The organism is Corallococcus sp. EGB, assembly GCF_019968905.1.
Lineage (GTDB): Bacteria > Myxococcota > Myxococcia > Myxococcales > Myxococcaceae > Corallococcus.
The window spans coordinates 5,562,431-5,577,639 of sequence record NZ_CP079946.1 but is presented as its reverse complement, the minus strand read 5'-3'; the positions used below and the strand labels follow the sequence as shown (position 1 = coordinate 5,577,639).

Here is a 15,209-nt window from a genome sequence, read left to right as displayed (position 1 = left end):
GCTGACGACGTGGAGAGGCATGGTGCGCGGCATGTAACGCGAGGGGGGTGGGGTGGCAAGCCATGCCCGGCGGCGAGCGTGCGTCCGTTCAATGGCTGGGATGAGCGCAACCTGGGACTGCGCGTCCGTGTAGGTGGGTCCTGACAGGGCAGCGACTCGACGGGCTGGGGCGCGTGATGTAGGGTCCTCGGCTCCGTGAGCGCAGATATCCAGGACAAGCGGGCCCGGTTCGAGCAGTTGCAGGAGAGCCTGGCGACCCGGCAGAGCACCACACACTTCGCCCACGCGGGTGTGTCCATCATCGCCTTCATGTTGATTGGCGGAGCGGCGGGGAAGCTGTTCCACGACTCGCTGCGCACGCCGCTGTTGGCCTGGGGCGCGTCGCTGCTGGCGCTGGGGCTCCTGGTGTACGGCTTCATCAGCTACCGCAAGGGCCGCGCGGTCCTTGGGGAGGAGCTGCGGAAGTACGAGGCGATGCTCGCGCTGCGCCGCGAGCTTCACCTGGACAACCCCGCGGCGCTCCTTCCCCGGTGAGCGCCGCGAGGAGGGGCGCCCTGCCGCGGCGATTCATCGTGCTGGAGGGCCTGGACGGCGCGGGCACCACCACGCAGACGGAGCGGCTGGCGTCCGCGCTGAGGGCGGACGGGCACGCGGTGGTGACGACGCGCGAGCCCTCCGACGGCCCGGTGGGCACGATGCTGCGCCAGGCGCTCACGGGCCGCCTGGGGTTGCCGCACGGGCGTGGGCCGCTGGCGCCGGAGACGTTGGCGCTCCTGTTCGCGGCGGACCGGACGGATCACCTGCACGCGAAGGTGTTGCCGGCGCTGGAGGAGGGCAAGGTGGTGCTGTGCGACCGCTACGTGCTGTCCTCGCTGGCGTACCAGGGGGCGAGCCTGCCCATGGCGTGGGTGGACACGGTGAACGCGCACGCGGTGCCGCCGGACCTGACCCTGTTCGTGGGTGTGGATCCGAAGGTCGCGGCGAAGCGCCGGGCCGTGCGCGGTGGCCCCGCGGAGCTGTTCGAGGCGGACGAGGCCCAGCGGCGGATCGCGAAGCAGTACCTCAAGGCCATCACGCTGCGACAGAAGCGCGAGCGCATCGTGCACGTCGACGGCGAGCTGTCCGTGGAGGCCGTGACGGACGCGTGCCTCAAGGAAGTGCGGCGGTTGCTCGCGCGCAAGCGCTGAGCCGCGGTGCCCACGGCGTGCCTTCACGCCGGGGGCATTGAACCGGGGATCCATTTATCGCCGGTTCCAGGGCCACTTATCAGTTGGGGCGCACCCTTCACCCCTGACTGATATGCGCCCAATCGACCTGCGTCCCCCGGCTCCTGGCCTCCGTTCGCGGTTCCATCTCCGAAGCCTTCCGGCGCTCGCGCTGATGGTGGCCGCCTTGATGGCGGGCGCCTGCGGCGGGTCGGATGCCCCCGTGGGCCCTCCCCCGACGCCGACGCGTGATGCCGGCGTGGATGCGGGGACCGCGGACAGCGGAGTGGACGGCGGCGCGGATGCCGGCGCGGGGGAGCAGGACGGCGGCTCCGAGCCCCTCCCGGATGCGGGAGGGCCCCCTCCGGCGTTCACCTTGTCGACGATCCCCGAGCAGACGGTCCGCTTCGATCCTTCCACCCGGTACGCGTACGCGGTCGATGTGACCCGCGCTCCGGCCTTCACCGGGGAGGTCGCGCTTTCGGTGGAGGGACTGCCTCCCCACGTGCGCACCACCCAGGCCCTGCCGGTCGTCATCCCCGAGGGTGAGAGCACGACGCCGCTGGGCTACGTCCCGGATGAGTTCGCCGCCTATGGCCAGTTCTCGCTCAAGCTGGTGGGCGTGGGAGGCGGAGAGCGCGTCGAGTTCCCGCTCACCCTCAAGGTGGAGCCCGCGCCGGCCGCGCTGGACAGCGCCTTCGGGACGGAGGGCATGGCGAGCCCGGTGCTCGGCGTGTCCGTGGTGAAGATCAACGCCATGGCCGTGCAGGCGGACGGCAAGTGGATCCTCGTCGGCTCCACCGGCTACACGGGAGCGAGGGACGTGCTGGTGGCGCGCCTGCTTCCCGATGGAACGCCGGACGCCACGTTCGGCACGCGGGGCGTGGTGGTCACCGATATCTGCGGCGGCGATGACTACGTGGATGCCGTCACCTTGCAGGCGGATGGCCGCATCGTCGTCGCGGGTGGGGCCATCTCCGGGACGAACACCTGTGCGGGGACGAAGTACCAGAGCGTGCTGCTGGCGAGGTACACGCCGGCGGGCGTGTTGGACACCACGTTCGGTGGGACGGGCATGCGCACCTTCCAGATCTCCACGGGGATCTCCACCCTTCACGCGGTCACCCTGGACGCGAGCGAACGGATCATCGGCGCGGGCACGGTCGACAACAGTGGCCTGGACCTGCTGGTGATCCGCCTGACTCCGCTGGGCGCCCTGGACACGACCTTCAGCGGGGACGGCGTGGCGACGGCGGACGAGGGGCGCCAGGACGACGGCCTGTGCGTCGTCGCCGAGCCCGACGGGAAGATCGTCGTGGCGGGAACCTCCACGGGCAGCCTCGATAATCTGGTCGTGCGCCGTTTCACCGCCACTGGCACCTTGGACAGCACCTTCCGTTACAACTCGTACTCCACCTCGCCGACCATCACGCCGAGGACGCTGATCCGGCTGTCGAACGGGAAATGGTTGGTGGGGGGAAGGGCGGTGTTCTCGGATGGAACCAGCCGGGCCATGGTGGCGCGGTTGGGCGCGAGCGCGGGTCAGGACACGTCCTTCGGCGACGACGGCTTCGTCTTTTTCACGGCAGCGCTCCCGAGCGCGAAGGAGGCGGTCGTGGGCATGGACCTGCTGGCGGACGGCACCGTGGTCGCCGCCACCTGGAGTCAGGATCCGAAGGGTGCCTCTGGACTGGGAGTCGTCCACGTGGACGCGAATGGCGCGAAAGTCCTTCGCGCGCACCGGACGGACCTGCCCGGGGAGGAGCAGCCCACGGCCGCGAAGTTGGACGCACAGGGCTTCCTGCGCGTCGTCGGAACGCGAGTCCCTGCGGGACAGAGTGAAGCCGTGCCCTTCGTGACGCGCTTCCACCCGTATTGACACAGCAGTGACGGGCTGTCGTTCAATTGCTCGTCAGTGAGGTCCACGCTCCGGGGTCGCTCATGCCGATCTCGGGGCGTGGAGCTTTGGGTGTCTCCCTTTCGGGCAAGTGAGGCGTCATGCGCAGGTTGGGTCTGGGAGCGGTTTGCGGCCTTGCACTGATGAGCCTCTCCTGTCGCCATTTGACGGGGCCATCCGACTTGAAGGGACAACCGCTGCTGGTTTGCGCCTCGGTTCGTACCGCCAGCCTGCCTGACTGCGGCCTTATCGGCGGGGAGTACCGAAAGGCCTTTGAGATCGCGAGTCGGGAGTTCGAGCGAGAGCTTCTGGACGCCCTCAAGCACGATGAACCGCGTGATGATGTGGCGCGGTGTCTGGCTCGCGTGGAGAGTTACGAATCCGCCGTGGACATCCTGGATGAGAACATCAACGTCCATTTCATCATGACGGATGTCTGTCTGGGGCCGGGCGCGGTATGGGCGGATGGAGGAGCCACCTTTCGGTTTCAAAGAGGGAGCCTCCGATTCGAAAGGCTCGGGCTTTGACGGGTGACGTTGCCCCTACGCGGTCTCCAACTTCTCCGTCAAATGGGCGGGGCTGGTCTATCGGACAGAGGGCAACCAGTGTTCGAATGGTGGATATGCCACCGCGACGCCACAAGTGCTGCCCGACATGAACATGAAGCCCGAATGGCCTTTGCTGGTGCTGCTGATCCTCCTTTCTTCCTGTGCTGTGAGCCTTGGTCCCAAGCTGGCCCCAGTTCATGTTCAAGAGGGAGGGAACTGCAAGAGTAGCGCCGACTGCGAGGAGGAGCTGGAGTGCATGTTCTGGCGGCTGACAACACCGGGGCCAGCAGGTACCTGTCAGCGGCCGTGCGAAGAGACTTCGGAATGCCCCAGCGGACAGTTGTGCGGCAGCAGAGCGTTTACCGATTCGCCGGGGTCTTTTTGCACGCCTCCGGGCGTCGACTGATGGAGATGCGTTCAGACATGCCCCATTGGCACAACCTCCCGCTTTCGCCCCACCCACGTTCCCAGAGGGGGCTCAGGCCGTGATGAACGTGCCCATGTCTACAGGAGTTTGCCCCACCTCGGGGGCCGACTCCCTACGCGGTCTCCAACACGAGCCGTTGGCTGACCTCCCTGCACACGGCCTGCGCCTGCTGCACGGTGTCCGCGTAGGCCAGCACGTAGCCGGCGCGGTCCTCTGACTTCAGGGCCTGCCGGATGGTGGCACCCAGCTCTACCGCGAGCGAGATGTCCACGACTCCCGGAAGCCGCTTCAGCGCCACCGCACCATGCATGCGCTTGAGCTTGCCGGGGGGGGAAGTACTGGATGGCCGCGCCGCCGCGAGGCACCGGATCCGCTTCCAAAGGCTTCAGCGTCCCCATGGCCCACTGGAGCGTCATGTCCAGCAGGTCATGGCCCGTGGTCAGCCGGACCAGATCCCACAGGCGGTCGCCGCCCAGGCGCGTGTGCGTCTCCACGATGCGCGGGCCTCGCGACGTGTACTTCAGCTCCGTGTGCGAGGGCCCATCCTTCAGGCCCAGCACGTCCAGGAAGCTCCGGATGAAGTCGCGCACCTCGCGGTCCCGCTCCGCGGGCATTGGCGCGGGGACCTGATGGGCGACCTCCAGGAAGGCGCTGCCGTTGGGGTCCGTGCTCTTCGTCTCCTCGTTGATGCCCAGGATGACGTGGCGCCCCGCGAACGAGAAACACTGCACGGAGTACTCGGGGCCGTCCAGGTACTCTTCCGCAATCCAAGACGCTCGGGCGTTCAGCACACCCTCCAGGTCCGAGGCGGACCGGATGCGCCGCACGTCGATGCTGCCCACGCCATCCACGGGCTTGAGGATGAACGGATAGCCCTGTCGTTCGGCGAACGCGACGGCCTCCTCCTGCGTCTTCACCGAGGCCCACTGCACGGGCGAGAACCCACCGGAGTCGAGCACCCGCCGCATCGCTGGCTTGTCGCGCGTCTTCTCCACCAGCTCCAGTGGCGTCCCTCGCAGCCCCAGCGCCTCGTTGATGCGAGCGCAGGGGATGAGCGCCTCCTCCGCGACCGTGATGGCGCTCACGAAGGGCGTCACCGCGTGCGCGGCCTTCAGCATGGGGATGAGCGCCGGGTCGTCGTAGCTCATGAGGAGGACCCGGTCGGACTGCCGGTTCACGTAATCGTCGGACAGGCCCGGCTGCTGGATGATCAGCGGCCTCAGGCCCAACTGCCATGCCCGCTCCGTGATGAACTGCCTCGCGCCCAGAAGGATGAGGTTCGCCGCCATGGTCATGCGCTCCTTGCAGTGACGTCGTCCACGCGGCCCCGCGCGTGTCGGATGAAGGCCCGGCGTCCTTCCTCGGAAACGACGAACGCCTACCCCAGCTTGCCTCCACTGGTGATGTTCACCACCTTGGACGTGCGGCTGCCTCTCACGAGGAAGCCGGTGGTCCTGCCGCCATAGGAGTAGAAGCCCAGCACCAGCCGGTACTCCTCCGGCTTCGAGTCTCCATCTGCTCGCAGCCGGACGGTCTCCGCCTCCACGACACGCTGGCAGATCCATCGCTCGATGCCGGGCTCGCGCAGCTTCCGTTCCAACACGTCGGCGGGCCAGTCCGCGCCATTGCACCGTGCGGGTCCACCCCCGGGGTCCGTTGGAGTAGAGTCGGCGGCCCCATGGAGCGGACCGGCGCGGCGGCGATCATCATTGGCAACGAGGTCCTCACCGCGAAGGTGAAGGACGAGAACGGCCCCCACCTCATCCAGCGGTTGCGGGAGCTGGGCATCCCGCTCGTCTCGGTGGAGACCATCCTGGACGACGTGGACGCCATCGTGGACGCGGTGTCTCGCGCCCGGCGCAAGGCCCGCTACGTCTTCACCAGCGGAGGCATTGGCCCCACCCACGACGACGTCACCGTGCGCGCGGTGGCCCTCGCGCTGGGCAAGCCCGTGGTGCGCATGCCGGAGATGGTGTCGGCCATCCAGGCCCGCGCGGGCTCGTCTCCGGTCACGCCGGAGTCGCTGCGGCTGGCGGACGCGCCCGAGGGCGCGGTGCTCATCGCCCAGCCGGGCATGTGGTTCCCCGTGCTGACGGTGGGCGACATGTTCCTTTTGCCCGGGGTGCCGCAGTTGTTCCGGATGCAGTTGGAGACGGTCCTGTCGCGGCTGCGCGGCACGCCGGTGCACCTGGTCAACCTGTACTTCAGCCTGGGCGAGAGCGCCCTGGCCGCCGTGCTGGACCGCGTGGCGCTGGACATGCCCCACGTGGCCATCGGCTCGTATCCCGTGTTCGACGCGGCCCTGGACTACCGCGTGAAGGTCACGGTGGAGGCCCCGGAGCGGGCCCACGTGGACGATGCCGTGGGCCGCCTGCTCGCGGGCTTCCCGGCGGACGCGCTGGTCCGCCGGGAGTAAGCGCGGCGAACTACAGCGCCAGGCCGATGCGCTGGCGCAGCCGGAAGAAGTCGTCGGTCAGCAGCCACGACAGCAGGGCCTTCAGGTCCGCGCGCTCGCGCACCGCCTGGAGGATGGCGTCGGTGCTGCTGTCCTGACGGTTGGCCACGATGTTCGGATCCTCGCGCAGCACCATGGTGAGGCCCACGGACGGGTCGCCGCAGACGAGCAGGCCCGCGCGGTCCGCGGAGAAGCCGAGCGCGTCCACCACCGTCGCGACGTCGATCTTCGACTGCTCGGACAGCGCCTGCGCAGGGGCTTCCGAGGCCTTCATCGCCTTGCGGCTGAAGGCCTTCTTGAGCTGCTTGGTGGTGTCGTCGTTGCGACGGCCCAGACCGTTGAACTGCGGCACGTGGACGCGGATGGCGTTGCCGAACAGGTCCACCGTCTCCCCCTGGGACAGCTTGGAGAGGACGGCCGTCTTGTTGAGCAGCCCCAGCACCGCCTTGCCGATGAGGAACTTCTGCTCACGGGCGTTGAAGCGGCGCACCACGTCCTGGCCCACGCACAGGGACAGGGGCTCCGTCGTCTCCAACTGCAAGAGGCCGCGCCGGGCGAGGTAGACCTCGAACTCGTCCACGCCGAAGGTCTGCGCCACCGCGCGCACGGCCTTGAACACCGCCGAGTCCGGCTTGAGCTTGTCCTGCTTCGGGTTGACGCCGAGCATCTCGAACTGCGGCGGGTACACCTTGCCCAGGTGCTCGCCCATGGCGCGCAGGAGCTCCGTCACCGCGCCGCGCGCGGCCGGGTGCATGAGGACGGTGTCCACATCCGTGGCGGGCAGCGACTCACGCGGCTCCTGCGGCTGGCGGACGCGGGCCTCCGAGTAGAAGGCCTGCTCCACCTCGTTGGTGGCGCGCATGAAGGTCAGCACCGCGGCGACGGCGAAGGCCTTGTCCTGCTGCTTCTGGGACTCCCACAGCTTGAACAGCGCGTGCAGGCTCTCCACGCGGCCCGGGTCCTGGCGCAGGATCTGCCGGTGCTCCTCGATGGCGAGCGGGTAGCTGGCCATGTCGCGGCCGTACAGCTCCGCCAGCGCGGCGCGGGCCTGCAGGTTCTGCGCGTCCTGCTCCACCAGCTGCCGGTAGATGACGGTGGCGCGCGCGGGCTCCGCGAGGGGGCCCGCGTAGAAGCTCGCCACGCGCATGCGCAGGGTCGCCGCGCGCTTGACGTCCGTGGACGCGGTGGCGGCCGCCTGGGCCTCCAGCATCTGCGCCAGCTCCGGCAGGTTGCGCTGGCGCTCGTAGAGGACCACCAGCCGGTCGACCAGCGTGGGCTCGCCCGGCATCAGCTCCAGCGCCTTCTTGTAGAGCGCCGTGGCGGAGGCGACGTCGCCCAGGCCTTCCTCATGGATGCGCGCCAGCTCCACGGTGAAGCGCGCGCGGGCGTCGTTGGGCAGGTCCTGATCCAACAGCCGCCGCAGGCAGTCCACCGCGCCGCCGAAGTTGCGGCCCTGTGCGTACACCGTGGCCAGCCGCTCCAGCGCCTCCGGGTGGCGGGGCAGGGTGGCCAGCGCCGTCTGGAGGTGTGCCGCCGCGCGGCCCGGATCATTGAGGTGCTGCTGATACAGCCCGCCCAGCGTCAGGTGGTGCTGCGCGAGCACGCGGGGGTCGCCGCCCTGCTGCACGCGCTGGCCGAGCATCTGCGCGGCCTCCGCGTACTGCTGCGACTCCAGGAGCAGCAGGCCGCGGGTCTCCAGCGCGTCGGGGAAGCCGGGCCGGGCCGCCAGCGCCTTCTCCAGCACCGCGAGCGCGCGGGCCCGGTCGCCCAGGGCCACGTTGTGGAGCCGGGCCGCGGTGACGTACGCGGCAGCGGCGGCCTCCGCGTCGCGCTGCGCGAGCCGGGCCTCCGCGCGGCGCTCGTGCAGGGCCGCGAGGTCGGAGGAGCCGCCGCGCTGCGCGAGCAGCTCCTCCAGGCCGGTGGCGGCGCCCGGGTGCAGCGGATCGCGCTCCAGCGCCAGGCGGTAGAGGGCCGCGGCGCCGTCCGGGTCATTGAGCTTCTGGGCCGCGAGCTTCGCGGCGGCGACGAAGCCCTCGATGGCGCTCTTGGTGTCGCGGCTCGAGCGGGCCTCGGCCTCCATCATGGCGCGCGCGGTGGCGAAGTCGCCGCGGCGCAGGGCCACGCGGCGGGCGCCCTGGAGCGCGGGGAGGCACTGCGCCTGGAGCTCCAGCGCCTGCCGGTAGAGGGCGGCGGCCTGCTCCTGGTTGGGGTTCTTCTCCGCCAGGTCCGCGGCGCGCAGGAGCAGCTCCAGCGCCTCCGTGGCCTCGGTGGTGACGGCCAGCCGCATGCCGTACATGCGCGACAGACCGGCGATGTCACCGCTCTGGCGCAGCACGCGCTCCAGGCCGAAGGCGAGGCGCGCGTCGGAGGGGTCCGCGTCGAAGGCGCGCTGGTAGACCTCCAGGGTGCGCTCCGTGGGCTGGCCCTTCTCCTGATCCGCGGCGGCCAGCAGGCGCAGCGCGCTGGACAGGCGCGGGTCGGTGACGCGCTCGGCGATGCGGGCGCGCAGCTCCGCGCGACGGGGGCGGTCCGATACGCGGATGCGCTCCAACAGTGACAGCGCGGTGAGGTTGCCGGGCTCCAGCCCCAGCACGGACTCGCAGCACTGAGCGGCGCGGGACGGCTCCTGGAAGCGGTCCAGGTACAGCCGCGCGAGCTTGAGGTACGCGGTCACCTTGGCCGCGGGCGTCTGGCCCACCTGCGTCTCGCGGTCGAGGATGGAGACCAGCTCCTTCACGTTGTCCTGCGCGACGTACAGGCGCTCCAGCGCGCGCAGCGTGGCGGCGTGGCCCGGCGTGAGGCGCAGCACTTCCTGGTAGCCGTCGATGGCCAGCTCCGGCCGGCCCAGCTGATCCTCCCAGATGGCCGCGGCCTGGTAGAGCGCGTTGGCGCGCTCCAGCGGATCCGTGCGGTTCGCGGCGTCCGCGCGAAGCACCTCCACGAGGCTCTCCCACGCGCCGTGGGCCCGGTGGATACGGGCCAGCGCGCGCAGCGCCGGGAAGTAGCTGGGCGCCAGCATCAGCGCCTCCTGGTACGACGCCAGCGCCTCGTTCTCCTGCTTGAGGCGGTGCTCGTACAGCTCGCCAATCTTGTAGATGAGCGCGGCGGCCGCGTCGGTGGACGGAGAGATCTCCGACTCCGCGCGGTACATGTCGATGAGCTTCTCCCACCGCGCATCCTGCGCGTACAGCCGGCCCAGGGCCTTGAGCGCGGGCAGGTACGAGGGCGACAGCGCGAGCACGCGCTCGTACGCCGTGATGGCGCCCACGCGGTCCTTCAGGTGCTCGTCCAGGATCTCCGCGTTGCGGTGGAGCAGCGACAGCACCTGCTTGGTGTCGCCAGCGAACGACGCCTCCAGGTCGTTGGTCTCCAGCAGCTCACGGAAGCGCCCGGCGCGCTCGTAGAGGCGGGCCAGGTTGCGCAGCGTGGGCAGGTGATCCGACGCCAGGTCGAGGATGCGCTTCATGCACTCGATGGCGTGGTCCAGGTCACCCAGGCGGTCCTCGTAGATGACCGCCATCTTGTTGAGCGTGGTGATGACCTGATCGCGGTCGGACGTCTGGAGCAGGTCCTGCTCGTACATCGAGACCAGCTCCGCGAAGCGGCCCTGGCGCTCGTAGAGGCGGGTGAGGGCCTTCTGGGCGGGGAGGTAGCCCGGCTGCAACTGGAGGCACGCGTTGTAGCGCGCGATGGCGTCCTCCTGGCGGCTCAGGCGCTCCTCGAGGATCTCGGCCGCCTTGTACATGCGCGCGGCCTTGCCCTTGGCGTCCTCGGCGGCGGTGACCTCCGCGTCGAAGACGGCGACGAGCCCCTCCCAGTTCTTCATCCGGAAGCAAAGCTTGCCCAGGCCCGCGAGCGCGGCGGCGTGGCTCGGGATGCGGGCGAGGATGGCCTGGTAGCGGGCGGCGGCCTCCTGGTCGCGCTTGAGGTCGTCCTCGTACAGCGCGGCGAGGCGCAGGTTGATGGCGACGAGCTCGCTCTCGTCGTTGATGGAGCCCACCCACGCGAGCAGCACGTCGGCCAGCTCCTCGAAGCGCCCTTGGGTCTCGTAGATGCCGGCGAGCGCGCTGAGCACCAGCGGCTCATGAGGGCTCACGCGGCGAGCGGCGAGCAGCGCGGACAGGGCGTCGTCCTTGCGGCCCAGGCGGTCATGGACCTTGGCGATGTGGAGGTAGGCGGGAGCGCCCTGGGAGCCCTGGCCCTCGGCCTCGGAGAGGAGGGCGGAGAGCAGCTCGTCGGTGCGGCCCTCGCGCTCGGCGACGCGCTTGATGGCGGCCTGGAGCAGCGGGTCGGAGCGGTCGAGCGCGAACGCCTCGCGGAAGGCCGCGGCGGCGGCGTCCTTCTGCTTGAGGCGCTCCTCCAGGAGCATGCCCGCGGAGGTGAGGTAGTGGGCGCGAAGGGACGGCGGGACGACGGCGGCCGCGAGCAGCCGGTAGATCTCCACCAGCGCGGCGGCGTCGTTGCGCGAGGCGTAGACGGACTCCAGCTGGGTGAGGAGGGTGACGTCGGTGGGCTTGCGGTCCAGGGCCTGGCGCAGGGCATCCGCGGCGTCGTTGTCGCGGGACAGGCGCTCCTCGAGGATCTGCCCCTTCTCGAAGAGGAGCGAGGCCTGCTGGCGAGGATCCTCGGAGGCGACGAGCTCCGCGTCGATGAGCTGCACGACCATCTGCCAGTTGCCCACGTCGGCGAAGAGGCGGCGAGCGGCGCGGATGTTGGCGAGGAAGCGCGGCGCCAGCTTGTACGCGTTCTGGAACGCGACGGCGGCGTTGCGGGGATTCTTGAGCGGCTCCTCCCAGAGGAGGCCGACCTCATGGAAGAGGAGGGCGGCCGTCTGCGGCTCGGTGGTGGCGAGCGCCTTCGCCTCGCGCTCCATGGAGGCGATGCGCTCGCGGGCGTCGTCCTCGGCGCTGGCCTGGGGGACAGGGGCGGGGAGGGTGCTCAGGCTCTGGGCGAGTGTCGCGGCAGTGCCCACCGGTTCGGGGGCTCCGGGGGGAGGCACCGATGCGGAGGACGAAGGCCGCGTGACGTCATTGCGCTCGCTCATGGAAGCCGGCTCCAGGCACTTTGAATTTGAGAGGGGAACTGAACGGGAGTTCGTACCACGCGCTCGGCCGGCCCCTCAACTTCCCGTCTTTCCTGGCGATTTGAGTGCAGGGAGGGCAAGCGGACGAGCGGATGGCGACCGTGACTCCGGATCAGGGACGACAGCTCCCGCGCGCGAAACGACGCGTGCATGTCACCGCCTATCCGTTGTTTGCTCGATATTCTTTTCCAGCCTACAAAGCAGGCTTCCAACCAGGAGCGACACCCGTGGCCGACCTGCAGCCGTTCCGTGGGGTCCGTCCCGTCGAGGCGCTGGGCCAGACGCTGTGCACGCCCCCCTACGACGTGGTGAACACGGCGGAGGCGCGCGCCTACGCCGAGGGCAACCCGCGCAGCTTCTTCCATGTCTCGCGGCCGGAGATTGGTCTGCCGCCGGGTACGGATGAGCACTCGGACGCCGTCCACGCGGAGGGCCGGCGCAACCTGGAGCGCTTCATCTCCGAAGGCTGGCTGCGACAGGACGACGCGCCGTGCTTCTACCTGTACCGGCAGCGCATGGGCTCACACGAGCAGACGGGCGTCGTCGCCCTGGCCCGCGTCGCCGACTACGACCAGGGCCTCATCCGGAAGCATGAGCTGACACGCTCGGACAAGGAGGACGATCGCACCCGGCACATCGACACGCTCGGGGGCAATGACGAACCGGTGTTCCTCACGTACCGCGCGGTGCCGTCCATTGGCGCGCTGATGGCGGAGGGAACGCGCGCACGGCCCCAGTATGACTTCACCACCGAGGATGGCATTGGCCACACCTTCTGGCGGGTGGATGGGACGCTCAACGCACGGCTCACGGCGGCGTTCCACGACGTGCCGATGCTCTATATCGCGGATGGACACCACCGCTCGGCGGCGGCCTCGCGAGTCCATTCGCTGCGCAGCCAGCGCGGTGAGGGTGGAGGCCATGGCCGCTTCCTCGCCGTGGTCTTCCCGCACGATCAGATGCAGATCCTCGCCTACAACCGCGTGGTGAAGGACCTGAACGGGCTGACGCCGGAGGCCTTCCTGGCTCGGTTGTGTGAGCGGTTCGAGGTGTCGCGCGCGTCCTCGGAGCGAGAGGACCGTCCGCACCAGTTCGGCATGTATCTGGAGGGCGGCTGGCATCAGCTCACCGCCAGGCCGGGCACTTTTGGCGCCACGCCAACGGAGGCGCTGGACGTGAGCATCCTCCAGAACAACGTGCTGGGAGCGCTGCTGGGCATCCAGGACCCTCGCAAGGACGAGCGCATCCAGTTCGTGGGGGGCATCCGGGGCACGGCGGAGCTGGAGCGCCTGGTGGACTCGGGCGAATGGCGCGTGGCTTTTTCGCTCCATCCGACGAGCCTGGATCAGTTGATGGCCATCGCGGACGCGGGGGAGATCATGCCGCCCAAGTCCACCTGGTTCGAACCGAAGCTGCGCAGCGGCCTCGTGCTGCACCTGTTCTGAACCCATGGCTCTTGAGCATCTGGTCCGGGCGACCTGTGTGCGCTGCGGCAGCCACTACGGCACGCAAGGTGTCTCCACCTGCCCTGGGTGTGGCATCGAAGGCATCTTGGACCTCGAGTTTGACTACGCCGCCGTGGCGCGGACGCTCACCCGGGAGTCGCTGCGCTCCCGCGCGGCGAACCAGTGGCGCTACCTGGAGCTGCTTCCGGTGGACGGGACCCGGGAATTGCCTCATCTCCAGGTCGGGATGACGCCCGCCTACGACGCGCCACGGCTGGCGGCCGCGGTGGGCGTGAGGGCGTTGAAGGTGAAGGACGAAGGCCGCAACCCCACGGCGTCCTTCAAGGACCGCGCGAGCGCCGTCGGCGTCCTCAAGGCTCGCGAGCAGGGGAGCCGGGTCATCGCCTGTGCCTCGGCCGGCAACGCGGCCGCTTCGCTCGCGGGGTTCTCCGCGGCCCTGGGCTTGAAGAGCGTCATCTTCGTCCCGGAGCGCACGCCCGAGCCCAAGGTGACGCAGGTCCTTGTCTTTGGAGGCACCGTCCTGCGCGTGAAGGGCTCGTACGACGAAGCCTACGCGGTCTGTCAGGACGCTTGTGCGCGCTTCGGTTGGTACAACCGCAACTGCGCGGTGAATCCCTACCTCATCGAGGGCAAGAAGACCGTCGGGCTGGAGCTGGCGGAGCAGCTCGCAGAGGCATTGCCAGACTGGGTGGTCTTCTCCGTGGGAGATGGCTGCACCCTGGCCGGCGCCTGGAAGGGGCTGTGGGAGATGCACCGACTGGGGTTCATCTCCCGGCTGCCGCGCATGCTCGGCGTCCAGGCTCGGGAGGCCGCGCCCCTGGTGGACGAATACCTCCGACCGCAGGGATCCATCCGTCCGGTGGAGGCCCGGACCCTCGCGGATTCCATCGCGGTGGGACAGCCGCGCAACTGGCGCAAGGCATTGCGTGCCATCCGCGAGTCGCGGGGCGCCATGATCGCGGTGGACGACGCGAGCATCCTGGAGGCGATGCGGAGGACTGCCCAGCTCGCGGCCGTCTTCGCCGAGCCCGCGGGGGCTTGTGCTGTCGCGGGGCTGCGCCGCGCGGTGGAGCAGGGAATCGTGGGGCGCGACGAGTCCGCGCTCGTCGTCATCACCGGCAATGGGCTCAAGGACATCCGGAGCGCGACCCAGGCCTCCGCCCAGCCTATTGACCTGCCCGAGGACACGACGGCCCTGGAGGCGGTCCTCAGGGCACGCCAGTTGATCTGAGATTGCCTTGGGCCTCGGGCTCAGTCCCGCTTGCCGGACGGGGGATTGCGCACGAGGTCGAACTCCTCGCCAAAGTAGTCCTCCCACTTCCGTGCGTTCTGCTCGCTTCGGGTGATGTAGGGCGACAGGCTGATGAGCTTCACCACCGTCCGGTTGAGGCCGGACAACACCGGCGGCAGCGGCCTCAGGAAGTCCACGAAGAGCACCACGCGGTCCCCGTCGTTGTCCTTGCGCACCTCATGGTCGTGGGTGTCGTCGAAGATGAGGCTCTGCCCTTCGCGCCAGGAGGCCGTCTTGTCGCCCACGCGGATGTGACACGCGTCCGCGGGTTCGGGGACCAGCAGACCCAGGTGGTAGCGCAGCACGCCCTTGTAGTGCCCTGAGTGCGGGGGGATGTGCTTGCGGCCCCGGAGGATGGAGAACATGGCGCTCGTCATGCCCGGGATGCTCTCCAAGAGGCGCGTCGTCCGCGGACACCGGCGGCAGTTGTCCTCGAACTTCACGCCGTAGCCGTAGAAGACGAACGTCTTCCAGCGATCATCCGTGGTCAGCTCGCGCTGCTCCGGCATCAGGTCCTGGAAGTTGGGGACCAGATCCACCCCTCGCATCACCGCGTCCAATTCCTCGCGGATGACCCTCCAGTCGCGCTCCATGCGGGCGGCGAACGGAAACCCCGAGGGGTCGAAGAAGGTGTGGCTCGCCTCCGGCCGCTTGTGGATGGCCTGGGTGACCTGCCTGGCCGTGAAGAGGGCCCCGTGCGTGAGCGCCGTGCCGGCCAACTCCCGTGCCTGTTGTTTCAGCCCCTCGCGCAGACCCGAGGGGCGCGGGGGGATGGGGTTCCCGGTGCTGGAGGAGCTGTGGGTGTCTTCCATGTCTGGCTTTCTGGAGAGGGTTGGA

General features: G+C 69.5%; 11 protein-coding genes and 1 pseudogene. 7 read left to right on the top strand and 5 right to left on the bottom strand.

Annotated features, from left to right (window positions below):
* Window positions 1-195: 195 nt before the first annotated feature.
* From KYK13_RS22875 to KYK13_RS22860, 4 genes are all read left to right on the top strand, one after another.
* Window positions 196-534, top strand: coding sequence for a hypothetical protein (locus tag KYK13_RS22875; RefSeq protein WP_223633164.1), 339 nt, complete (start codon window positions 196-198; stop codon window positions 532-534).
* A complete protein-coding gene (gene tmk / locus KYK13_RS22870) occupies window positions 531-1,187 on the top strand; it encodes a dTMP kinase (protein ID WP_223633162.1) in 657 nt (218 codons plus the stop codon). The genes KYK13_RS22875 and tmk overlap by 4 nt, the downstream gene beginning before the upstream one ends.
* Window positions 1,188-1,428: 241 nt before the next feature.
* Window positions 1,429-3,084 (top strand): delta-60 repeat domain-containing protein, encoded by a 1,656-nt coding sequence (locus tag KYK13_RS22865; RefSeq protein WP_223633160.1) that lies wholly within the window; start codon window positions 1,429-1,431, stop codon window positions 3,082-3,084.
* A gap of 161 nt (window positions 3,085-3,245) precedes the next feature.
* The gene (locus KYK13_RS22860) at window positions 3,246-3,629 is read left to right on the top strand and encodes a hypothetical protein (protein WP_223633157.1); all 384 of its coding nucleotides are present in this window, start codon (window positions 3,246-3,248) and stop codon (window positions 3,627-3,629) included.
* Between the two features lie 560 nt (window positions 3,630-4,189).
* On the opposite strand, the gene KYK13_RS39360 is transcribed toward KYK13_RS22860, so the two are convergent.
* The 3 genes and pseudogenes from KYK13_RS39360 to KYK13_RS22845 form a co-directional block, all read right to left on the bottom strand.
* On the bottom strand, window positions 4,190-4,387 hold the full coding sequence (locus KYK13_RS39360; protein ID WP_370645438.1) for a hypothetical protein: 198 nt from the start codon (window positions 4,385-4,387) through the stop codon (window positions 4,190-4,192).
* A gap of 166 nt (window positions 4,388-4,553) precedes the next feature.
* Window positions 4,554-5,045, bottom strand: a pseudogene (locus KYK13_RS39355) (acetyl-CoA carboxylase biotin carboxylase subunit family protein); the annotation flags it as partial.
* 410 nt (window positions 5,046-5,455) lie between these two features.
* Window positions 5,456-5,680, bottom strand: coding sequence for a hypothetical protein (locus KYK13_RS22845; RefSeq protein WP_223633154.1), 225 nt, complete (start codon window positions 5,678-5,680; stop codon window positions 5,456-5,458).
* A 75-nt stretch (window positions 5,681-5,755) separates the two neighbouring features.
* On the opposite strand from KYK13_RS22845, the gene KYK13_RS22840 reads away from it, so the two are divergent.
* Window positions 5,756-6,493, top strand: a complete 738-nt coding sequence (locus KYK13_RS22840) for a molybdopterin-binding protein (RefSeq protein ID WP_223633151.1) — start codon at window positions 5,756-5,758, stop codon at window positions 6,491-6,493.
* Window positions 6,494-6,503: 10 nt separating this feature from the next.
* On the opposite strand, the gene KYK13_RS22835 is transcribed toward KYK13_RS22840, so the two are convergent.
* Window positions 6,504-11,576 carry a tetratricopeptide repeat protein gene (locus tag KYK13_RS22835; protein WP_223633148.1) on the bottom strand — a complete coding sequence of 1,691 codons (5,073 nt, stop codon included), beginning with the start codon at window positions 11,574-11,576 and terminating at the stop codon, window positions 6,504-6,506.
* Window positions 11,577-11,842: 266 nt separating this feature from the next.
* Here KYK13_RS22835 and KYK13_RS22830 point away from each other — a divergent pair, with 266 nt between their 5' ends.
* Together KYK13_RS22830 and KYK13_RS22825 are read left to right on the top strand one after the other, a co-directional pair.
* Window positions 11,843-13,060 (top strand): DUF1015 domain-containing protein, encoded by a 1,218-nt coding sequence (locus tag KYK13_RS22830; protein WP_223633145.1) that lies wholly within the window; start codon window positions 11,843-11,845, stop codon window positions 13,058-13,060.
* A gap of 4 nt (window positions 13,061-13,064) precedes the next feature.
* Window positions 13,065-14,312, top strand: coding sequence for a threonine synthase (locus KYK13_RS22825; protein WP_223633143.1), 1,248 nt, complete (start codon window positions 13,065-13,067; stop codon window positions 14,310-14,312).
* A gap of 20 nt (window positions 14,313-14,332) precedes the next feature.
* Here the strand turns inward: KYK13_RS22825 and KYK13_RS22820 are convergent, their stop codons facing one another.
* Window positions 14,333-15,184: an aspartyl/asparaginyl beta-hydroxylase domain-containing protein gene (locus KYK13_RS22820; RefSeq protein ID WP_223633140.1), complete on the bottom strand. Its 852-nt coding sequence runs from the start codon at window positions 15,182-15,184 to the stop codon at window positions 14,333-14,335.
* Window positions 15,185-15,209: the final 25 nt, after the last annotated feature.